Raw genomic sequence first — 20758 nt, forward strand, 5'->3', positions numbered from 1 at the left:
CCCCGTCGGTGGAGCCTCCACACACGGAAGTCCTCGAACCTGTGACGCCGAAGGCCGGACCCCGGTCATGGGGTCCGGCCTTCGGCGGGTGCGGCGGCGTGGATCAGATGCTGACGCCCTTCGAGCGGAGGTACGCCAGCGGGTCGATGTCCGAGCCGTAGTTGGGGCTGGTGCGCATCTCGAAGTGGAGGTGCGGTCCGGTGACGTTGCCGGTCGCGCCCGAGAGGCCGATCTGCTGGCCGCCGCTCACCGACTGGCCGGCGGAGACGGAGATCGAGGACAGGTGGGCGTACTGGGCGTAGTAGCCGTCGGCGAGCTTGATGACGACCTGGTTGCCGTACGCGCCGCCCCAGCCGGCCGAGACGACGGTGCCCGCGCCCACGGCCTTGAGGCTGGTCCCGGTCGGGGCCACGAAGTCGACGCCCGTGTGGTAGCCGCTGGACCACATGCTGCCGGCGGTCTTGTACGCGGTACCGACGGTCGCGCTGAGGATGGGCCGGCTGAAGCCGGAGGCGTTGGACGACGACTGGCCGCTGCCCGTGGAGGTCGACGCCTGGGTGTCCTTCGACTCCTGCTTCGCCGTACCCGAGGACTTCGAGGACTTCGAGGACTCTGCGGGCTTCGAGGACTCTGCGGGCTTCGAGGACTGCGACAGCTGCGGCTTGGACGACGAGCGCGACGTCTCGCTCGACGCGGCCCGCTCACCGATGGTCAGCTTCAGCCCCGGGTGGATGAGCGAGGGGTCGGAGCCGACCGCCTCACGGTTGTCCGAGTACAGCCGCTTCCAGCCGCCCTCGACGTCCTGCTCGTCCGCGATCTTCGCGAGGTAGTCGCCGACCTTGACCGAGTAGGTCTTGGGAGCCGCCTTCTTGGTGGTGGCCCTCTCCGCCTGCGCGGCCTTCTCGGCCTGCTCGATCCGTGCGCCCGCCTCGGCGGCGGCCTTCTCGGCGGCGATCGTGGTCGCCTTCTCGGAAACACCGGAGACGGTGGTGCTCGGGGTCGCGGCGTGGGCGCCTGCGGCTCCGATCAACGGCAGCGCGAGCGCCGCGCCACCGGTCCCGGCGGCGGCGATCGAGCGGGTGAAGCGCTGGGACTTCGGACGGCGGTGCTTACCCTTCGCGGGCATGACGAATTCCTCTCCGGCGCCTGCGAGGTGAGCTGTCGGGTGCGGACTGGAGATGTCCGGCCGTGCTTGCGCACGGCTTTACCCCTAGCCGTTCCGGAGACCGGAACAGGCGGTGATTCCTGTGGGTCCCCCGCTCCTGCCGTGGATCGGGTCGGTACGAGGCTCCGGTCGGCGGCAGGATTGGGCGTCCGTCCGGATTGACGCCGAACGTAAGCGACTTGTGCCCACAGAGACAACTATTGGGACTTCCTGTGCGTCTTCCTACCTGATCCTTACTTCAATTCACCATCACGCTCCGTAAAAGACCGGTCTAGCCCGTATTCCAACCTCCCTGGAAATCAGCGCGAATTACGTGGACATGACGGCGACGGAACGTCACGAATATGACGCTGCTCACGCACCTACGGCCCAGTAGGCTTTATTCCAGGGCTTGTTGGAATTACGGCATCATTTCGGACAGATAGCTCAAGTGCGACGCAGGCGGATAACCTTCGCATCGAAGTCGCCGCGCAACCCCGTCGGCAATCCGTGGTGCGCCAGCACGGCACCTCGGTACGTTTCGCCCGTTTCGCGGCACTCGTACGTCGCCGCCGGGTCCAGCCCGCGCAGCCGGAGAGGGGCGAGCGGCTCTCCGTAGTGCTGGGCCTGGAGCAGCGCGAGGACGACCACCTCGTCACCGTGGACGTACTCCACGGCGCTCAGCCCTCCCCTCGGCGGCCGCAGCCGGTACAGGTCGCCCCGCTGCACGACCGGCCGGATCTCCTTGTACAGCTCCACCCACTCCCGGGCCTCGGCCAGCTCCTCCTCGCTCCACTCGGTGAGGTCGCCGCCCACGCCGAGCACACCCGCCATCGCGCTGACGAACCGGAACCGCAGCGAGCTGACCCGCCCGTTGAGCTGGTTGTTCGGGCTGTCGGTGACCCACGCGGCCATGCTCCGGGCCGGATGGATCTGGCTGAAGCCGTGCTGGATGGCGAGCCGGTCGAGCGGGTCGGTGTTGTCGGAGGTCCACACCTGGTCCGTCCGCGACATGACCCCGAGGTCGATCCGGCCGCCGCCACCCGAGCACGACTCGAACGCGACCCCCGGATGCGCGGCCCGCAGTCGGTCCAGCAGGGCGTAGAAGGCGTGCACGTGCTCCACCCACAGCTTTTGCGGATAGGGCTCGCCGGGCCAGCCGGCGTCGGTGAAGCAGCGGTTGAAGTCCCACTTCACATAGTCGATCGGGGCGCTGGACAGGAGGGTGTCGAGCCGTTCCCAGAGGTATTCCTGGACGTCCTCGCGCGCGAGATTGAGTACGAGTTGATTGCGCAGTTCCGTCCGCTTTCGCCCCGGTTGGAACTGTGCCCATTCGGGGTGCGCCCGGTACAGCTCACTGTCCGGGTTGACCATTTCCGGCTCGACCCAGATGCCGAACTGCATCCCGAGGGCGTGCACCTGCTCGGCGAGCGGCTTGAGGCCCTTCGGGAAACGATCCGGATTGGGGGTCCAGTCGCCGAGGCCGGCCCGGTCGCTGGTCCGCGCCCCGAACCAGCCGTCGTCCACGACGAACAACTCGACCCCGATCGCGGCGGCCCGCCGTGCGAGCGCCCCCTGCTGTTCCTCGGAGATGTCGAACTCCGTGGCCTCCCAGGAATTGAAGAGCACCGGCCGGTCCCGGTCCGCGTCCGGGATGACATACGCCCGCTGGTACGCGTGCCAGGCGCGGCTCGCCCCGCCGTAGCCGCCGTCGCTCCACAGGCCGGCGAAGACGGGCGTGGTGAACGTCCCGCCCGTCTCCAGCAGCAGCAGTCCGGACTCGTCGTGGCCGGCGCCGCCGGTGATCTGCACACGGGCGTCCGGGAGCTGGGCCACCGCGATCCGCCAGGAACCCGACCAGCCCAGGGCGCAGCCGTAGACCTCGCCGCGCTCCTCGCTGGCGTCGGTGTCCAGGGCGACCCAGGGCAGGTGCTGGTGTCCGGTGTGTCCGCGCCGGCTGCCGATGACCTTCTCGCCGTAGGTGAGGTCGGCGCGCACGAGCCGGGACTCGGCCGCCCACCGCCCGTGCAGCTGGGAGAGGCGCCAGGTGTCCTCCTCGCGCCGAGGCAGCGTCCAGGTCGCCGAGTCGGCCCGCAGCAGCTCCGCAGCAGGGCCCTCGTTGACGAGGGTCACCCAGCGCTCGACCACGTCGTCGCGCATCCGGTAGTGCAGGGTGATCCGCAGTCCGTCGTCGGTGAAGCGCAGCCGCAGCTCGTCGCCGTCGGCCTCGTACTCCTGGAAGGTCCACTCGGTGCCGCGCCGCTTGTCCGTGCGCACGGAGAGCGCGGGGCGGGTGAAGCGAGGTCCGCCCTCGACGGGGTACTCCTCGTGTCCGTCGACCGGGGCCTCGAAGGGCCAGTACGGCAACCGCTGCCGTGCGGCCAACTCCTCGGCGTCCGCGAGGGCGATCCGGGGACCCCAGTGCAGGTGCAGCAACTCGTCGTTCTCGGTGAGCCGCAGGGCATAGCTGCTCCCAGGTCCGCTGAGAAGCCAGGTCCGGCCGTCAGTTCCGATGTCCAACATCAAGTCCCCACAGATTCGAACAGGTGCGATCGGGTTCCGACATCATCGCAGGTCGCCGACGGCGCTCGACGGCGCCTGTGGACAACCGCCGTGACGTCGGCGCAGCGGCCTGTGGACAGCTGCTCGGGGCTCCCGCGCCCGGCTGTGGACAACTCATTGGCGTACGCACCCGTGTCGTATCGTCGAGTGCGCGCCTCGATGCCGAGTGCGCGGCCGTCGGCGCACCGCGCGGACGGCCGGATGGGAGGGAGCCCCAGTGACGCAGCAGATCCCGTCGACCGAGCCCGAGCTGACCGGAGTGCGTAATTTCCGCGACGTGGGTGGCCTGCCGACCGTGGACGGCCGTCGGGTGCGTCACGGGGTGCTGTTCCGCAGCGGCCACCTGGCGCACGCGACCGACGAGGACGCCGCGTTCCTGGCCTCCCTGGGCCTGCACACGATCTTCGACTTCCGCAACGCGGCCGACCAGAAGCTGGAGGGCCCGGACGTCGAGCTGCCCGGCGTCCTCAATGTGAACCTGCCGCTGAGCGACCCGGCGGACGGCGCCGAGTTCTGGAGGATGGTCCGCGACGGCGACCTCGACCAGCTGCGGGAGCTGCTGGACGACGGCAAGGCGGCCGGCCGGATGATCGCCTCCTACCGGCGGATCATCAAGGACCGCACGGCCGAGCACTCCCGGGTGCTGCACGCGCTGGCCGAGGACAGCGTGCCCGCGCTGATGCACTGCGCGGCGGGCAAGGACCGCGCGGGCCTCTCCGTCGCCATCACGCTGCTCGCCCTCGGTGTGGAACGCGAGGCCATCGTCGCCGACTACCTGGAGTCGAACGCCAAGCACCGCCGCTACAAGGTGCACCGCAGCAGCAGCGCGGCGAGCGCCTACTCCCCGGAGGTCATGGAGCTGCTGAGCCCGCTCTTCGACGCCCGCGCCGAGTATCTCCAGGAGGCCTTCGACACCGTCGAGGAGACCTGGGGGGACGTGGACACGTATCTGGAGCAGGGCCTGAAGGTCACCCCGAAAACCCGGGAGCGCCTGCGCGAGCGCCTGCTCGACTAGGGCCTGTTGCGAAAGGGGCGTCGCTCGCACCAGGACCGCCCGACCGGGACCTGTCGCTACTGGTTGGCGCCCACCTCGAACAGCAGATAGATGAAGGCCGCGAAGACATGGCCGACCGCGATGTAGATGATGAGCCGCACCCACAGGGCGCGGGGGAACTTCTCTTCCAGGTCGCTCATGGCGTCTCTCCGATGGTCGGCCCGAGGCACAGCGCGGCGGTCGGGCTCTGCAGAAGGGTGTGGACGAACAGGAGGTCGGCGCCGTCGTGGTCGGCGGCGGCGATGCGGTGCGGGGTCAACGAGTCGAAGTGCGCGCTGTCCCCCGGCTCCAGCAGATGCGCGGTGTCCCCGAGGCGCAGCCGCAGCCGCCCCTTGAGGACGTACAGCCACTCCTCGCCGGGATGCACCCGCACGATGTCGCCCTGCGAGCCGTGCGGCACATGGACGCGCAGCGCCTGCATCCCGCGCCCGGACGCGCCCGCCTGCCAGTACGTCCAGCCACCGGCCCGGGTGGGCTCCATGTCGGACGCCCGCACCACGGCGTCCCGTTCGGCGACGGTCTCGCCGAGCAGTTCGGAGACGGTCGTACCGTAGACGCGGGCCAGCGCGAGCAGCATCGGCAGCGAGGGCTGGCGCTGTCCGGTCTCCAGCCGGGAGAGGTGGGCGGGTGACAGCCCGGCGGCGCGGGCGGCGGCCTCCAGGGTGAGGGCGGCCCGGCGGCGCAGGCCCCGCAGCTGCGGGGCGACGGCGGGCAGTTCCGTGTCGACCGGGGGCTCGGGAGGGTGCGTACCCTCGGAGGGGCTCATGCCCTCCATTCAGCCGCAGCTTTGCCTCAGCGGCAAATTTATTGCCTCAGAGGCAAACCCTGCGGGACCGCACCCCCGACCGCCCCAGCGGTTCAGCGATTCACCGGTTCAGCGGTTGGCGACCGCCTGCTTCACCAGTGTCCTGCCGAAGTCCCACATCAGTCCGCCCCCGTTGTGCGCGTCGTCCATCACCTCCGTGAAGGCCGCGACGAACCGGTCCACCTCCCGTTCCCCGATGATCAGCGGTGGGATCAGCTTGATCACCTCCAGGTGGTCGCCCGAGACCTGGGTGAGAATGCGGTGCCGTCGCAGCAGCGGCACGACGACCATCTGGGCGAAGAGACCCTTGCGGGCCGCCTGGAGCATGGTCCAGCGGCCGCGCAGCTTGAGCGAGCTGGGCCTGCCGAACTCGATGCCGATCATCAGACCGCGACCGCGTACGTCGCTGAGCAGTTCGTACTTGTCGACCAGGGCCGTGAGCCTGCTCTTCAGCAGTTCCCCGGTGGCCCGGGCGTGGGCCACGATCCGCTCGTTCTCCATGACCGAGAGGACGGCGAGCCCGGCGGCCATGGCCTGGGCGTTGGAGCCGAAGCTCGCGGAGTGGACGAGGACCCGGTCCATCGACGAGTAGACCTTCTTGAAGATCCAGTCCTTGCCGAGGGTCGCGCCGACGGGGACATAGCCGCCGGAGAGCGCCTTGGCCACACAGACCAGGTCCGGTTCGACGCCGTCCTCGTGCTGATAGGCGTAGAAGTCCCCGGTGCGGCCGAGCCCGGTCTGCACCTCGTCGACGATCAGCAGCGCCTTGTGCCGGTGCAGCAGTTCCTGGGCGGCGCGCAGATAGCCGGGCGGCGCCTCGTACACACCCTTGCCCTGGATGGGCTCGACGACGAGGGCGGCGACGTCGCCCTTGCGCACCTCCCTCTCCAGCGCGTCGAGATCACCGAGCGGTACGGCCGTGTCGGGGAGCAGCGGTGCGAAGCCGTCCCGGAAGCCGTCCTCGCCGTTGACGGAGAGCGAGCCGGTGGTGAGTCCGTGGAAGGCGTGCTCGCAGTAGAGGACGCGGGGTCTGCCGGTGGCGTACCGGGCGAACTTCAGCGCGGTCTCGACGGCCTCCGTGCCGCTGTTGCCGAAGAACACCCGGTCCAGGTGCGGGCTGTGGGTGAGCAGTCTCTCGGCGAGCAGTCCGGGCAGCGGCTGGCAGTCGAAGCGGGTCAGGTCGGCGAGCCCCGCGTCGAGCACGTCGTGCAGGGCCTTGCGGACCACGGGGTGGTGGCGGCCGAGCCCCATCACCCCGAACCCGGCGAGCATGTCGAGGTGGTCGGCCCCGTCCGTGTCCCAGAAGTACGCGCCCTCGGCCCGCTCGTAGACCTTGTCGAAGCCGATGGTGTGCAGCATGCGCGGGAGTTGGTGGTTGAGGTACCGGGCGTGGAGTTCGTAGCGTTCGGCTCCGCGCTCGGCGAGGAGTGCGCCGAGGTCGAACTGCTCGGTGCCCGGCGCGGGTTCCAGGGTGGTCATCGTGGTTTCTCCTCGGCGGGTTCGGCCTTCGACGGGGCGTGCTCGGCGAAGTCGTCCCGGGCGGCCAGCGACGCGCTGATCCGTCCGGCGATCTCGACCGGCGTCAGCCCTATGTCCGCCAGCACCTCCGCCCGTTTGGCGTGCGCGAGGAACTGCTCCGGGATGCCGAACCGCCGTACGGGTACGTCGACCTCGGCGTCCCCCAGGGCGAGGGCGACGGCCGAACCGACGCCGGCGGCCCGGCTGTTGTCCTCCACGACCGCCACCAGCCGGTGCTCGTCGGCGAGCCAGGGCAGCGCCGGATCCACCGGCTTGACCCAGCGCGGGTCGACGACGGTGCAGCCGATGCCCCGTGTCCGGAGCAGTTCGGCGGTCTGGAGACACACCGACGCCATCACGCCGACGGCGACGAGCAGCACCTGCGGGCGCTCCGAGGGCTCGGCGGTCCCTTCGGACGGCGAGCGGGGCGTCCCGGACGGGGAGCGGTACAGCACGTCCATGCCGCCCACCCGCTCCAGGGACGGGATCTCCGGCCCCACCGACTCCTTGGGGAACCGGATCAGGGTGGGGGCGTCGTCCACGGCCACCGCTTCCCGCAGCTGTGCGCGCAGTTGCTCGGCGTCGCGGGGCGCGGCGATCCGCAGCCCCGGGACGACCTGGAGGACGGACATGTCCCACATGCCGTTGTGCGACGCGCCGTCCACGCCGGTCACCCCGGCCCGGTCCAGGACGAAGGTGACCCCGCACCGGTGCAGGGCCACGTCCATCAGCAGTTGGTCGAAGGCCCGGTTGAGGAAGGTCGCGTAGATCGCCACGACCGGATGCAGCCCGCCCGTCGCCAGTCCGGCCGCCGAGACCGCGGCGTGCTGCTCGGCGATGCCGACGTCCCACACCCGGTCGGGGAACTTCTCCGCGAACCTGCCGAGGCCCACCGGGTGCAGCATGGCGGCCGTGATCGCCACGACGTCCTCGCGCTCGTCCCCGATCCGCACGATCTCGTCGCCGAAGACCGACGTCCAGGACGGTCCCCCCGCGGGGGTGAGCGGTTCGCAGGTCAGCGGGTCCATCACGCCGACGGTGTGGAAGTGGTCCTCCTCGTTCGCGAGGGCGGGCTCGTAGCCGCGGCCCTTCTGCGTCAGGCAGTGCACCAGGACGGGCCCGTGGAAGCGTTTGGCGCGGCGCAGCGCGGACTCGACCGCCCTGGTGTCGTGTCCGTCGATCGGTCCGACGTACTTCAGGCCCAGGTCCTCGAACATGCCCTGCGGCGCGAAGGCGTCCTTGAAGCCCTTCTTCGCCCCGTGCAGCGCCTCGTAGACCTCCCTGCCGACGACCGGGGTGCGCAGCAGGACGTCCTTGCCCCAGGCGAGGAACTGCTCGTAGCCGTCGGTGGTGCGCAGGGTCGCGAGGTGGTTGGCGAGGCCGCCGATGGTGGGTGAGTAGGAGCGTTCGTTGTCGTTGACGACGATGATGAGCGGCCGGTCCTTGGCGGCGGCGATGTTGTTGAGGGCCTCCCAGGCCATACCGCCGGTCAGGGCGCCGTCGCCGATGACCGCGACGACATGGCCCTTCTCCCCCCGCACCTGGCGGGCCTTGGCGAGACCGTCGGCCCAGCCGAGGGCGGTGGAGGCGTGGCTGTTCTCGACGATGTCGTGCTCGGACTCCTCGCGCGAGGGGTAGCCGGACAGGCCGCCCTTGCCGCGCAGCTTCGAGAAGTCCTGACGTCCTGTCAGGAGCTTGTGCACATAGCTCTGGTGACCGGTGTCCCAGACGATCCGGTCCACGGGTGACTCGAAGACCCGGTGGAGCGCGACGGACAGCTCCACCACCCCCAGGTTGGGCCCCAGGTGACCCCCGGTCCTGGCGACCGCGTGCACCAGGAACTCCCGGATCTCTTCGGCCAGTTCCCCGAGTTCCGCCTCGGTCAGCGCCTTCAGGTCGCGCGGTTGCCGGATGCTCTCCAGAATCGTCACGTCGGGCCCCCTCTCGATCCGTGCTCTTCAGCCCGTGTCGTCAACTCACGGTGACCGCCGGTTCCCCCGACGCGACGCCGTCCTTCTCCATCTGCTCGGCGATCTTCATCGCCTCGTCGATGAGGGTCTCCACGATCTTCGACTCGGGCACGGTCTTGATGACCTCGCCCTTGACGAAGATCTGCCCCTTGCCGTTGCCGGAGGCGACCCCCAGGTCCGCCTCCCGCGCCTCCCCGGGTCCGTTGACGACGCAGCCCATGACCGCGACCCGCAACGGGACCTCCATGCCTTCCAGACCGGCGGTCACCTCGTCCGCCAGCCGGTACACATCGACCTGCGCCCGTCCGCACGAGGGGCACGAGACGATCTCCAGCCGTCGCTGCCGCAGGTTCAGCGCCTCCAGGATCTGGATGCCGACCTTGATCTCCTCGACCGGCGGGGCGCTCAGCGAGACCCGGATCGTGTCGCCGATCCCCTCGCTGAGCAGCGCCCCGAAGGCGACGGCGGACTTGACGGTCCCCTGGAAGGCGGGACCGGCCTCGGTGACGCCCAGGTGCAGGGGATAGTCGCACCGGGCGGCCAGCTGCCGGTACGCCTCGATCATCACGACGGGGTCGTTGTGCTTGACCGAGATCTTGATGTCCCGGAAGTCGTGCTCCTCGAAGAGCGACGCCTCCCACAGCGCGGACTCCACCAGCGCCTCGGGGGTGGCCCTGCCGTACTTCTGGAGCAGCCGCCGGTCGAGCGAGCCGGCGTTGACCCCGATCCGGATCGGGGTGTCGTGGTCCTTCGCCGCCCGCGCGATCTCCTTGACCTTGTCGTCGAACTGCTTGATGTTGCCGGGGTTCACCCGTACCGCCGCGCAGCCGGCCTCGATCGCCGCGAAGACGTACTTGGGCTGGAAGTGGATGTCCGCGATCACGGGGATCTGCGACTTGCGGGCGATGGTGGCGAGGGCGTCCGCGTCGTCCTGTGTGGGGCAGGCGACCCGGACGATCTGGCAGCCGGACGCGGTGAGTTCCGCGATCTGCTGCAGGGTGGCGCCGACGTCCGACGTACGGGTCGTCGTCATCGACTGCACCGACACCGGGGCCCCGCCCCCCACCGCCACCGGGCCGACCTGGATGCGCCGCGAGGTGCGGCGCTCAGCGATCGGTCGGACGGGCAGCTCGGGGACGCCCAGCGACACGGCGGTCATCACATCACCCCTGGTTCCCGTGGTTCGAGGAGACGGTCTCGCGCAGGGCGCGCAGGGATTCCTTCAGCGATCCCATGGTCGCGAGGACGGCGGTCGGTTCGTATCCGCAGTGCGCCATGCAGTTGGCACAGCGCGGGTCCTTGCCCCGGCCGTACGCGTCCCAGTCGGTGTCCTCGATCAGCTCCCGGTACGTCGTGACGTACCCGTCGCTCATCAGGTAGCAGGGTCGCTGCCAGCCGAAGAGCGAGTAGTTGGGGATGGCCCACGCCGTGCACGGGAAGTCGACCCTGCCCTCCAGGAAGTCGAGGAACAGGGGTGAGTGGTTGAGCCGCCAGCGCCGCCGGTTGCCGCCGGAGAAGGCCTTCTTGAACAGTTCGCGGGTCTGCTCGACGCCGAGGAAGTGCTCCTGGTCGGGGGCCTTCTCGTAGGCGTAGGCGGGCGAGATCATCATCTCGTCGACCTTGAGGTCGTCGTTGAGGAAGTTCAGCACCTCGATGACGGTCTGCGGGGTGTCGGTGTTGAAGAAGGTGGAGTTGGTGGTCACCCGGAAGCCGCGCCGCTTGGCCTCCTTGATGGCCGCCACGGCCTCGTCGAACACCCCTTCCTTCGCCACGGACTCGTCGTGCCGCTCCCGCAGCCCGTCGATGTGCACCGCGAACGCGAAGTACGGCGAGGGCTTGAACTTGTCCATCTTCTTGCGCAGCAGCAGGGCGTTGGTGCAGAGGAAGACGTACTTCCTGCGGGCCACCAACTGCCGCACGATCTCGTCGATCTTCGGGTGCATCAGGGGCTCGCCGCCGGCGATCGACACCATCGGCGCTCCGGACTCCAGGACGGCTCCCACGGCCTGCGCCACCGGCATGCGCTGCTTCAGCACGCCCGCCGGATGCTGGATCTTGCCGCAGCCCTCACACTTCAGATTGCAGGCGTAGAGCGGTTCCAGCTCGACGATCAGCGGGAACTTGTCCCGCTTGCGGAGCTTCTGTTCGGCGAGATACGTCGCCACCTTGATGGACTGGCGGAGCGGCATGGCCATCTGGCTCACCTCCTGGGGAGCAGCAAGGAACGGTGCCATTCGTAGTAAGCGGGAAGGACGGCACGAAGGACGCGGAAGGCTGATATTCCACCGCGTACCGTGCCGATCCGGACCAGTTCATGTTCTGGAGCGTCCACGACCACCCGGACGGCCGCAACCGGGCGTGCGCCCGAGCGCACGGCGCAGTGGAGCGTGACCGCGGATTCCATGTCGACCGCGATCGCGCCGGTCGCGCACAGGTCCGACCGCTCCTGACCCCGTACGACGTGGTCCGATCCGGTGAGCGGGCCGGTGTGGATCGTGCGCCCCGGTACGGCCCTCGCCAGCTCCTCGACCAGCAGTTCGGTGCCCACACAGGGGGTGACGGCGCCGTCGGGGCCCCGGGTCTCCTCGGCGACGACCAGGTCGCCGGGGTGCATGCCCGGGGCGAGTCCGGCGCAGAACCCGGTGGCCAGAACCGCCGCGTCGCGCAGCTCCGGGCCGGCGAGCAGCCGGGCGACGGACCGCTCGGCGGCCCTGGGCCCCATGCCGGTGCGCAGGACGGTGACCGGGCCCCCGGCGCCGCCCCGGTCGCCGCTGCGCAGGGCGAGATGCTCGATGCCGAGCGCACAGGCGATCAGCAGTGGGACCGGGGCGGCGGGCGTGTCCATCAGCGGCCCTGGGCTGTGAGGACGGCCGGTTCGCCGTGGACGTACCGGCCGAGCGCGGTGAGCGGGAAGACCTGGCGGTAGAGGTGGTAGTTGATCGAGAAGTCCCAGGGGAAGCCGGTGCCGGTGAAGTACGGCTCGTCCCAGGAACCGTCCTCCCTCTGGGTCTGGGCCAGCCACTCGACGCCGCGTTCGGTGGACTTGGCGTCCCGCTCCCCCGCCGCCAGCAGCGCGAGCAGCGCCCACGCGGTCTGTGAGGCGGTGGAGGCGCCCTTGCCGCCCCACTCGGCCGGGTCGGGGTAGGACCGCAGGTCCTCGCCCCAGCCGCCGTCGTCGTTCTGCACGGTCTCCAGCCAGGCCACGGCCCGGCGGATCGCCGGGTGCGCGGCGGGCAGCCCGGCGGTCACCAGCGCGGGGACCACCGAGCCCGTGCCGTAGACGTAGTTGACGCCCCAGCGCCCGAACCACGCGCCGCTCGGCTCCTGTTCGGCGAGCAGCCACTCGATGGCGCGCCGGGTGCGCGGGTCGTGGGACAGGCCCTCGACCGCGAGCATCTCCACCACGTGCGCCGTGACGTCGGCGGACGGCGGGTCGATGACCTCGCCGAAGTCGCAGAACGGCAGCCGGTTGGGGAACGGGCTGGTGTTGTCGACGTCGAAGGCACCCCAGGCCCCGTTGCGCGACTGCATGCCGGCGGTCCAGCGCACCCCCCGCCGGACGGCCTTCTCCACGCGCTCCGGGTCGGGGTGGGCCACCCGGCGCAGCGCGAGGACGACCTCGGCGGTGTCGTCGATGTCGGGGTAGTTGTCGTTGTGGAACTCGAAGGCCCAGCCGCCCGGCGGGAGTTGGGGACGCTTCACCGCCCAGTCACCGGGGCGGACGATCTCCTCCCCGAGCATCCAGTCGGCGGCTTTGACGAGTTGGGGGTGGTCGGCGGGCAGGCCCGCGTCGGCGAGCGCGATGGTGGCAAGGCAGGTGTCCCACACCGGCGACTGGCAGGCCTCGATCATCCGGGCCCCGTCCTCACGCCACACGGCGAACCGGTCGAGCGACTCCAGCCCGGCGCGCATCACGGGGTGGTGGAGGTCGTAGCCGAGCAGGTGCAGCGCGATCAGCGAGTACACGGCCGGGGGCTGGATGCCGCCCCAGCAGCCGTCGTTCTCCTGCCGTTCGACGATCCAGCGGGCCGCGCTGTTCATCGCGGCCTTGCGCAGCCGCTTCAGCGCCACCTTGTGATAGCCGTGCAGCAGCTTGTCGAGCCGCTGGAACGCTCCTTCCCAACTGCCCAGTGGATCAAGGGGCCTGGGCGGGTTCGGACGCCCCGGGTCGGTGTGCAGCTCGTCCAGCGGGAACGGCGCGGGCCGCACCGGACGCTTCGCCGAGACCACCGTCAGAGGCACGATCGTCTGCCTCGCCCAGCAGCCGAAGTCGTAGATGTTGAGCGGCATCCACTTCGGGAACCAGATGATCTCCGGCGGCATCTCCGGCAGGTCGTCCCACTTCCACCAGCCGAACAGCGCCAGCCAGATACGGGTGAAGACCCGGGCGGCGGCGATCCCGCCCCGCTCGCGGATCCACGCGGAGGCCCGCGCCATGTGCGGCGCGCCGGGGTCGTCCCCGGCCAGCCGCAGCGCGACGTACGCCTCGACGGTGGCGGAGAGGTCGGGCGGTCCGCCGTGGAAGGTGGCCCAGGTTCCGTCCGGGCGCTGCTCGCCTCTGATGAACAGGGCGGCCGCGCGGGTGGTCTTCTCGTCGCGGATGCCGAGGAACTGACGGAGCAGCAGGTCCTCGGCGTCCATGGTGACGTTGGTCTCCAGGTCGCCCTTCCACCAGCCCTGTGCGTCCTGCCGGGAGAGGAGGAAGTCGGTGGCGCGTCGTACGGCGAGCGCGGCGGCGTCCCGGACCCCTGCCGCCGGCGGGGTGTCGTGGTCGGTGTCGCTGGCCGAGGGGGCTCGGGGCGGCAGTGCCCCGGTGCTTCCGTCGGTCGTCGCTGTCATGGCTTCCCCTTCGTGCAGTGGACGGATCTCTCTGCGGTGGGTCAGCCGTCGGCCGGTGCGTGCCCGGTGACGGGGCACCGGCCGGCGACTACGCGAGGGCTATGCGACCGATGCCGGTCGGCTCCTGGGGGATGGCGATCATCTCTTCCGTACGACGACGAAGTCCGCGAGGGCCGCGAACTCCTCCCGGACCCGCTCGGGCATCCGGATCGAGTCCAGCGCCTCGATGGCGATGCTGTGCTGGCGGCGTGCCTCCTCGACGGCCCACTCGCGGCCGCCCGCCTCCTCGATGAGGGCGGCGCGGGCGGCGAACTCCGCCTCGGAGAAGTTCTCGAAGTCGCTCGCCTTGGCGTCGGCTGCGAGGAGTTCGCCCAGCTGCTCGGAGGCCGGGCCGCCGGCCGCGAGCGCGGCCACGACGGGCAGGGACTTCTTGCGCTGGCGCAGGTCGCTCCAGGTCTGCTTGCCCGTGGACACCGGGTCGCCCCAGATGCCCAGCAGATCGTCCACGGCCTGGAAGGCGAGGCCGAGGTGGTAGCCGTACCTCTCCAGCGTGTCGGCGGTGCGGTCGTCCGCACCGCCGAGGACCGCGCCGATGGAGCAGGCGCAGGCGAGCAGGGCGCCGGTCTTGTTGCCCTCCATCTCCAGGCACTCCTCGACGGTGACCCGCTCGCGGTGCTCGTAGGAGATGTCCTGGGCCTGTCCGTCGATGAGCGCGCGGGTCGCCGTGGTGACGCGGCGGGTGGCGCGGGCCGCCTCGGCGGTGCCCAGTTCGAGGAGGATCTCGTTGGCCAGGACCATCAGGGCGTCACCGACGAGGATGGCCTGCGCGGGGCCGTGCACCTTCCACACGGTGTCGCGGTGGCGGCGCTGCTCGTCGCCGTCCATCAGGTCGTCGTGCAGCAGCGAGAAGTTGTGCACCAGCTCCACGGCCACCGCGCCGGGGATGCCGACCTCGGGCGCGGCGCCGGTGACCTCGGCGGACATGACGGCGAGCGCGGGGCGTACGGCCTTGCCGCCGTCGCCGTCCGCCGGGTTGCCGTGGGCGTCGATCCAGCCGAAGTGGTAGGCGGCGACGGTGTCCATGGGGGGCGCCAGCCGGTCGACGGCCGCCCGCAGCACGGGGGTGGCCAGGGTCCGCCCGCGCTCCAGGAGCGCGGTCACGTCCACCGCGGTCCTCGCGGCGGCCGTCACGGCCGGGGGCACAGTGGGCACAGTCTCTCCAGAGGTCGATGTGTTCGCGGTACCGAGAGTGCGGTCACCGGTCCGGCGCGCCGCGAGCGTCATGCCGCCTCCTCGTGGTCGAGGAGGCGGTTCCGGGGCCGGCCCGGAGCGGCGAGGGCGGCCTCCGCCGCCGCGATGCCGCTGCGAACCGCACTCTCCATGGTCGCGGGCCACCCGGTGGCGGTCCACGCTCCGGCCAGGTACAGGCCGGGGGCCTTGGTGCGGGCGCCGGGCCTGAGCCGTCCGACGCCAGGGGTGGGAGCGAAGGTCGCGGTGCGCTCCCGGGTCACGAAGAAGTCCTTCACCGCGGCGCCGCGCGTGCCGGGCAGCAGCCGTTCCAGCTCGGGCAGATACCGCTCGCGCAGGACGGCGACCGGTGCGTCGATCTCGTTCTGCGCGGCCGACTGCGACAGCGCCAGGTACTGGCCCTCGCGCAGTCCCGAGGCCTCGGTCCGGTCGAAGACCCACTGGACGGGGGAGCCGAGCGCCGCGAAGAACGGCCTGCGGAGCACCGTGCGGTCGTACACCACATGGACGTTGAGGATCGGGGCGGTGCCGATCTCCAGCAGCCGTGCGGGCTCGTCGAGGGCTCCCTCGGGCAGCAGGTCGTACGTCTCGCGCTGGGGCACGGCGAGCACGACGGCGTCCGCGTCGAGCGTCTCGCCGGGCACCTCGACCCGCCAGTTCCCGTTCTCCGTACGGGAGACGGAGGTGGCGCGGGCGCGCAGCACGGTGCGCACGCCCGCCGAGTCGAGCGCCTTGCGGGCCTTCCGGTCGTGCAGCTCGCCGAGCGGCACTCGGGCCCAGCCGATGTCGGCGGCGCCCGGCTCGGACAGCAGGCCCGTCTTGAACACCATCGCGGCGAGCGCGAGGGAGGCGTCACCGGCCACCGCGTTGAGGGTGGCGACCCCGACGAGGTCCCACAGCGCCTCGACGGCCCGCGCCGACTGCCCGTGTGCGGTGAGCCAGCCGCCGAAGTCCTGTTCGTCCAGGGCCGGATCGGCGAGGTCGAGCGCCTTCAGCGCCAGCGCGGCCCGCCCCACCCCGGCGCGCTCGGCGAGCGAGAGATGGGTGTACGTGGCGAGGCTGCGCCCCAGGTGCAGCGGTACGGGCAGCGCGTCGCGGCGCAGTCTGCCGAGCCGCCTGCCCGGCCGTCCCTCGGCGTCGAGAACGGGCACGTCGAGACGATCCTGCACGGGCGCGAGCGCGGCGGCGTCGACGCGGTCGAGGAACCAGCGGTAGGCGGTGCAGCACCGCAGGTACACATGCTGTCCGTTGTCGACGGTCAGGTCGCCGCGCTGGAAGGAGAAGGCGAGTCCACCGAGACGGGGCCGTCCTTCCAGGAGCGTGACCCGCACACCGGCGTCGGCGAGCGAGAGCGCGGCGGTGACGCCCGCGAGCCCGCCGCCGATCACCACGGCCGTGCTCCGGGGCCGGCCCTCACGGTCCGTTCCCCTCGGTTGCCGGGACTGTGTGCCATCGGTCATCGTGCACCCTCCCCTGCGGGTACGCCGGGGTGCCGGAGCGGTTCCCGGCGGACCGTCGCAGTCTGGGACGCCCCACCGGTGCGGAGGGTTGCGTACCACTTTTCGCCGATGGGTTCTCCTTGGACCGGATTGTCCATCAGACGCGCCTCCTGACGGTACGGCGTGACACTTGGCGGGCGTCCAGACCCGAGAGCCCGCGCACGGCGACGTACGCCTTCTCCCGGCCGGGCAGCGAGACTCGCCCGCGCAGCACCGCCTCCGGCTCGCGCTCGATGCGGTCGAGCAGTCGGCGGTAGATGCCGGCCATGGCGGCGACACAGGCGCCGCTGCGGCGGTCGAGCATCGGCAGCAGCCGGTACCCCTCGGCGAACAGGGCGCGGGCCCGGCGCACCTCGAAGTGCACCAGACCCGCGAAGTCGGAGTCCGCGGGTGGCAGCGGCCCGGCGAACCCGGCCGAGCAGCCGAACTTCGCGAGGTCGTCGGAGGGCAGATAGGTTCGTCCGCCCTGCGCGTCCTCACGAACGTCCCTGAGGATGTTGGTCAGTTGGAGGGCGAGGCCGAGGGTGTCGGCGTACTCCGGCGCGCGTTCCGCGCCGCGCGCCCCGGGTTCGGTGCCGAAGACGCCGAGCGAGAGCCTGCCGATGGCTCCCGCGACGCAGCGGCAGTAGACCTTGAGGTCCTCCCAGGTCTCGTAGTGCTCTCCGTGCACGTCCATGAGGACGCCGTCGATGAGTTCGTCGAGGGCGTCGAGCGGGATCGGGAAGGCGGCCGCCGCGTGGGCGAGGGCGACCGCGACGGGGTCCGTGTCGTCCTCGTCGACGGAGCCGCCCCTGACCCGGGTCAGCAGCGCCCTGGTCTCCTCCAGCCTGTCCGCCTTGACCTCGATCGCGAGGGCGCCGTCACCGATGTCGTCGACGCGCCGGGAGAACGCGTACAGCGCGGACATCGCGCGGCGCTTGGGCGTCGGCAGCAGCCTGATGCCGTAGGCGAAGTTGCGGGCCTGCTGTCCGGTGACGGCCTCGCAGTAGCTGTAGGCGGCGAGTACCGGCGCGGACGCGTGTGGTTCCGACTCCACGGTCCGGATCACCCCTCTCCTCGCAGTGTCGCGCCCACCTCGCGCAGCAGCCTGAGCTTGCCGGGCTTGGGCGGGCCGGGAAGTACGTCGAATGCGGCGGCGGCGATCGCGTGGACGGCCGCCCTGCCCCCCGCCACGAACCCCGCGAGGAGCAGCCTCAGCCGGCCGTGGACGCTGCCCACCAGGGGGGCGCCCTCGTCGAGGAGAAGGCGGGCGCGTTCCGCCTCGTACGCGATCAACGCGCGCACCGAGGCGCCCGCGGTGGGCGCGGCGAGGTCCTTCTCCTGGACGTGGAAGCGCTTCATGTCCGCGGCGGGCAGATAGACCCGGTCACGGCCCAGGTCCTCGGCGACGTCCTGGAGGTGTTCGACGATCTGCAGCGCGGTGCAGATCGCGTCCGAGTGCCGGACCCGCTCAGGGGTGCTCGCGCCGGTGACGGCGAGGACCAGGTGGCCGACGGGGTTGGCGGACAGGGCGCAGTAGGCGAGCAGGTCGTCGTAGGTCTCGTACCGCTTGACCAGCTGGTCCTGGCGGTTGGCGGCGATCAGCGCGAGGAACGGTTCGGGGGTGAGACGGTGACGGCGGACGGTGCGCCGCAGCCCGCGCAGCAGGGGGTGGTGGGGGGTGCCGTCGAAGACCTTGCCGAGGTCGGCCTCGAAGGCGTCCAGGAGGAGCAGCCGGTCGTCGGCGTCCTGCGGGGCGAGGCCGAGGAGGCGGGCGTCGGCGCCGCCGGGGGCGAGATCGCCGTCGCCGATGTCGTCGACGAGGCGGGCGAAGCCGTAGACGGCCATGAGGTCGTCGCGCCAGGACCGGGGCAGGAAGAACGGGGCGACGGGAAAGTTCTCGGCCCCGGCCTTGTCGAGGGTGTCGCGCTCCGGGTTCCCGGCGCGCGCCGTCCCGGTTTCGGTCACCGCTCGTCACCCGGCGCGGGAACGGCAGAAGCGTGGTTGCGCTGGGGAGTCTCCGTAGCCATGGCCGTCACATCTCCCGTTCTACACTGCCGACCCAATACGCACTATTTCGGACACGCCGCCCAGTGGGCGGCGTCTGCGGCGGATGCCGGGTGTCGCGCATTATGGACCCACTTGCCGCGATTCGGCACCGGTACAGCTTACGTTGTACAACGCACCATGCTTCGTGGGGGTGTCCTGCACATCACAAGAACGCACCGATTGCCCCCAAGATTCGCATGGGCGGCCGGAGTTGACACTTCCTTGCCGAAGTTGGCGTTTCCTTTGCGAATGCCGCCCCCGGTCTGCCGGACGAGCGCCCCGCCCCGGTCTCCTTTGCAGACGCCGGGCCCCGCCGGAGCAGTTCCGGCGGGGCCCGGGTCGTGCGGGACTACTTGCCCGTGAACTTCTCGTACTCCTTGAGCACCTCGTCGGTCGGGCCGTCCATGCGGAGTTCGCCGCGCTCCAGCCAGAGGACGCGGTCGCAGGTGTCGCGGATGGACTTGTTGTTGTGGCTGACCAGGAAGACCGTGCCGGCCTCCTTGCGCAGCTCGCGGATGCGGGCCTCGGAGCGCTTCTGGAAGGCGCGGTCACCGGTGGCGAGGGCCTCGTCGATCATCAGCACGTCGTGGTCCTTCGCGGCCGCGATGGAGAAGCGCAGGCGGGCCGCCATGCCGGAGGAGTACGTGCGCATCGGCAGGGTGATGAAGTCGCCCTTCTCGTTGATGCCGGAGAAGTCGACGATCCCCTGGTAGCGCTCCTTGATCTGGTCGCGGGACATGCCCATCGCCAGGCCGCCCAATATGACGTTGCGCTCGCCCGTGAGGTCGTTCATCAGGGCTGCGTTCACGCCGAGCAGCGAGGGCTGGCCGTCGGTGTAGACCTTGCCCTTCTCCGCGGGGAGCAGACCGGCGATGGCCCGCAGCAGGGTGGACTTGCCGGAGCCGTTGGAGCCGATCAGGCCGATGGCCTCGCCCCGGTAGGCGACGAAGGAGACGCCCTTCACCGCGTGCACCTTGCGCACGCCGCGTTCCTCGCCGCGCTTGAGGATGCGGCTGAGGGCGGCGGTCGCGCTGCCCTTGCCGGTCTTGGCGCCGTTGACGCGGTAGACGATGTGCAGCTCGTCCGCGATGACGGTGGGGATGAGTGACTCAGCCACGGCCGTACCTCTCCTCCGCCTTCCAGAAGTACACGAAGCCGCCGAGCGCGATCAGCACGGCCCAGCCGAGTGCGACCGCCCACACGTGCGGGGGCAGATTCTCGCGGCCGTAGCCGTCGATCAGCGCGAAGCGCATCAGGTCCATGTAGATCGCCGCCGGGTTCCACTGGAGGACGTCCGCGATCCACTTGGGGTGGCCCTCCAGCATCACCGGGATGGAGAACATGACGCCGGAGGCGTACATCCAGGTCCGCATCACGAACGGCATCAGCTGCGCGAGGTCCGGGGTCTTGGCGCCCATCCGGGCCATGATCAGCGCGAGCCCGGTGTTGAAGAGGAACTGCAGCACCAGCACGGGGAGGATCAGCAGCCAGGACAGGCGCGGGTAACTGCCGAAGCCGACCGCGACGCAGAACAGCACGATCATCGAGAACATCAGCTGCTGGAGCTGCTGGAGCGCGAAGGAGATGGGCAGCGAGGCGCGCGGGAAGTGCAGGGCGCGCACCAGGCCCAGGTTTCCGGAGATCGCGCGGACGCCGGCCATCACCGAACTCTGGGTGAAGGTGAAGACGAACACACCCGTGACCAGGAACGGGATGTACACCTCGCGGGGCATGCCGCGATCGGCACCCAGGATGAGGCCGAAGATCAGGAAGTACACCAGCGCGTTGAGCAGCGGGGTGGCCACCTGCCACAGCTGGCCGAGCTTGGCCTGGCTGTACTGCGCGGTGAGCTTCGCCTGGGAGAAGGCGAGGATGAAGTGGCGCCGCCCCCACATCTGGCGGACGTACTCCACGAGTCCGGGCCGGGCGCCGCTCACGGCGAGCCCGTACTTGGCGGCCAGTTCCGTCGCGGAGAGCCCGTCGTCGGGCGACGGACGGTCGCTCACCACAACCCTGCCGTCATGCGTTGTCTCACTCACAAATGGAAACTTTCGTCCTCAAAGTGCGCAGCCTGGTCGGGCCGAGGCGGAA

At 70.6% G+C, this 20758-nt stretch carries 18 protein-coding genes and 1 riboswitch; of the genes, 1 reads left to right on the plus strand and 17 read right to left on the minus strand.

The features are described from left to right. Positions 1-103 precede the first annotated feature (103 nt). Entirely contained in the window at positions 104-1126 is a 1023-nt protein-coding gene (locus ACZ9QC_RS04780; protein ID WP_472918975.1) for a M23 family metallopeptidase, read from the minus strand. Positions 1127-1130: 4 nt separating this feature from the next. Further along, positions 1131-1289: riboswitch (cyclic di-AMP (ydaO/yuaA leader) on the minus strand. 302 nt (positions 1290-1591) lie between these two features. Further along, positions 1592-3667: an alpha-galactosidase gene (locus ACZ9QC_RS04785; RefSeq protein ID WP_472918976.1), complete on the minus strand. Its 2076-nt coding sequence runs from the start codon at positions 3665-3667 to the stop codon at positions 1592-1594. A 256-nt stretch (positions 3668-3923) separates the two neighbouring features. On the opposite strand from ACZ9QC_RS04785, the gene ACZ9QC_RS04790 reads away from it, so the two are divergent. Further along, on the plus strand, positions 3924-4721 hold the full coding sequence (locus tag ACZ9QC_RS04790) for a tyrosine-protein phosphatase (protein WP_472918977.1): 798 nt from the start codon (positions 3924-3926) through the stop codon (positions 4719-4721). Between the two features lie 56 nt (positions 4722-4777). On the opposite strand, the gene ACZ9QC_RS04795 is transcribed toward ACZ9QC_RS04790, so the two are convergent. The 15 genes from ACZ9QC_RS04795 to ACZ9QC_RS04865 all read right to left on the minus strand — a co-directional run bounded on the left by ACZ9QC_RS04795 (position 4778) and on the right by ACZ9QC_RS04865 (position 20706). Further along, positions 4778-4900 carry a DUF6126 family protein gene (locus ACZ9QC_RS04795; protein WP_184902031.1) on the minus strand — a complete coding sequence of 41 codons (123 nt, stop codon included), beginning with the start codon at positions 4898-4900 and terminating at the stop codon, positions 4778-4780. After that, a complete protein-coding gene (locus ACZ9QC_RS04800) occupies positions 4897-5526 on the minus strand; it encodes a helix-turn-helix domain-containing protein (protein WP_472918978.1) in 630 nt (209 codons plus the stop codon). The genes ACZ9QC_RS04795 and ACZ9QC_RS04800 overlap by 4 nt, the downstream gene beginning before the upstream one ends. A gap of 108 nt (positions 5527-5634) precedes the next feature. After that, the gene (locus tag ACZ9QC_RS04805) at positions 5635-7044 is read right to left on the minus strand and encodes an aspartate aminotransferase family protein (RefSeq protein WP_472918979.1); all 1410 of its coding nucleotides are present in this window, start codon (positions 7042-7044) and stop codon (positions 5635-5637) included. Next, the gene (gene dxs, locus ACZ9QC_RS04810; RefSeq protein WP_472918980.1) at positions 7041-9014 is read right to left on the minus strand and encodes a 1-deoxy-D-xylulose-5-phosphate synthase; all 1974 of its coding nucleotides are present in this window, start codon (positions 9012-9014) and stop codon (positions 7041-7043) included. The genes ACZ9QC_RS04805 and dxs overlap by 4 nt, the downstream gene beginning before the upstream one ends. 40 nt (positions 9015-9054) lie before the next feature. After that, positions 9055-10212: a flavodoxin-dependent (E)-4-hydroxy-3-methylbut-2-enyl-diphosphate synthase gene (ispG, locus tag ACZ9QC_RS04815; RefSeq protein ID WP_472918981.1), complete on the minus strand. Its 1158-nt coding sequence runs from the start codon at positions 10210-10212 to the stop codon at positions 9055-9057. A gap of 4 nt (positions 10213-10216) precedes the next feature. Continuing rightward, positions 10217-11248, minus strand: a complete 1032-nt coding sequence (gene hpnH / locus ACZ9QC_RS04820; RefSeq protein WP_472918982.1) for an adenosyl-hopene transferase HpnH — start codon at positions 11246-11248, stop codon at positions 10217-10219. A gap of 5 nt (positions 11249-11253) precedes the next feature. Beyond that, entirely contained in the window at positions 11254-11898 is a 645-nt protein-coding gene (locus ACZ9QC_RS04825) for a phosphorylase family protein (RefSeq protein ID WP_472918983.1), read from the minus strand. After that, positions 11898-13892: a squalene--hopene cyclase gene (gene shc, locus ACZ9QC_RS04830; RefSeq protein WP_472918984.1), complete on the minus strand. Its 1995-nt coding sequence runs from the start codon at positions 13890-13892 to the stop codon at positions 11898-11900. Before shc ends, ACZ9QC_RS04825 begins: the two co-directional genes overlap by 1 nt. Before the next feature lie 138 nt (positions 13893-14030). Next, positions 14031-15176: a polyprenyl synthetase family protein gene (locus tag ACZ9QC_RS04835; protein ID WP_472918985.1), complete on the minus strand. Its 1146-nt coding sequence runs from the start codon at positions 15174-15176 to the stop codon at positions 14031-14033. After that, complete coding sequence (hpnE, locus tag ACZ9QC_RS04840) at positions 15173-16600, minus strand: hydroxysqualene dehydroxylase HpnE (protein ID WP_472918986.1); 1428 nt, start codon at positions 16598-16600, stop codon at positions 15173-15175. Before hpnE ends, ACZ9QC_RS04835 begins: the two co-directional genes overlap by 4 nt. After that, positions 16597-16737, minus strand: coding sequence for a DUF6380 family protein (locus ACZ9QC_RS04845; protein ID WP_472918987.1), 141 nt, complete (start codon positions 16735-16737; stop codon positions 16597-16599). The genes hpnE and ACZ9QC_RS04845 overlap by 4 nt, the downstream gene beginning before the upstream one ends. Continuing rightward, positions 16737-17687 (minus strand): presqualene diphosphate synthase HpnD, encoded by a 951-nt coding sequence (hpnD, locus tag ACZ9QC_RS04850; protein ID WP_472918988.1) that lies wholly within the window; start codon positions 17685-17687, stop codon positions 16737-16739. The genes ACZ9QC_RS04845 and hpnD overlap by 1 nt, the downstream gene beginning before the upstream one ends. Further along, positions 17684-18586, minus strand: a complete 903-nt coding sequence (gene hpnC, locus ACZ9QC_RS04855; RefSeq protein ID WP_472918989.1) for a squalene synthase HpnC — start codon at positions 18584-18586, stop codon at positions 17684-17686. Before hpnC ends, hpnD begins: the two co-directional genes overlap by 4 nt. Positions 18587-19016: 430 nt before the next feature. After that, a complete protein-coding gene (locus ACZ9QC_RS04860) occupies positions 19017-19784 on the minus strand; it encodes an ABC transporter ATP-binding protein (protein ID WP_045556817.1) in 768 nt (255 codons plus the stop codon). Continuing rightward, complete coding sequence (locus ACZ9QC_RS04865) at positions 19777-20706, minus strand: ABC transporter permease (protein WP_472918990.1); 930 nt, start codon at positions 20704-20706, stop codon at positions 19777-19779. The genes ACZ9QC_RS04860 and ACZ9QC_RS04865 overlap by 8 nt, the downstream gene beginning before the upstream one ends. Positions 20707-20758 lie beyond the last annotated feature (52 nt).

Source organism: Streptomyces sp. HUAS MS02, from assembly GCF_055702265.1.

Coding starts and splice junctions, on each gene's coding strand:
- ACZ9QC_RS04780 (WP_472918975.1), bottom strand. CDS start 1,126: ATGCCCGCGAAGGGTAAGCACCGCCGTCCGAAGTCCCAGCGCTTCACC.
- ACZ9QC_RS04785 (WP_472918976.1), bottom strand. CDS start 3,667: ATGTTGGACATCGGAACTGACGGCCGGACCTGGCTTCTCAGCGGACCT.
- ACZ9QC_RS04795 (WP_184902031.1), bottom strand. CDS start 4,900: ATGAGCGACCTGGAAGAGAAGTTCCCCCGCGCCCTGTGGGTGCGGCTC.
- ACZ9QC_RS04800 (WP_472918978.1), bottom strand. CDS start 5,526: ATGAGCCCCTCCGAGGGTACGCACCCTCCCGAGCCCCCGGTCGACACG.
- ACZ9QC_RS04805 (WP_472918979.1), bottom strand. CDS start 7,044: ATGACCACCCTGGAACCCGCGCCGGGCACCGAGCAGTTCGACCTCGGC.
- ispG (WP_472918981.1), bottom strand. CDS start 10,212: ATGACCGCCGTGTCGCTGGGCGTCCCCGAGCTGCCCGTCCGACCGATC.
- hpnH (WP_472918982.1), bottom strand. CDS start 11,248: ATGGCCATGCCGCTCCGCCAGTCCATCAAGGTGGCGACGTATCTCGCC.
- ACZ9QC_RS04825 (WP_472918983.1), bottom strand. CDS start 11,898: ATGGACACGCCCGCCGCCCCGGTCCCACTGCTGATCGCCTGTGCGCTC.
- shc (WP_472918984.1), bottom strand. CDS start 13,892: ATGACAGCGACGACCGACGGAAGCACCGGGGCACTGCCGCCCCGAGCC.
- ACZ9QC_RS04835 (WP_472918985.1), bottom strand. CDS start 15,176: ATGACGCTCGCGGCGCGCCGGACCGGTGACCGCACTCTCGGTACCGCG.
- hpnE (WP_472918986.1), bottom strand. CDS start 16,600: ATGACCGATGGCACACAGTCCCGGCAACCGAGGGGAACGGACCGTGAG.
- ACZ9QC_RS04845 (WP_472918987.1), bottom strand. CDS start 16,737: ATGGACAATCCGGTCCAAGGAGAACCCATCGGCGAAAAGTGGTACGCA.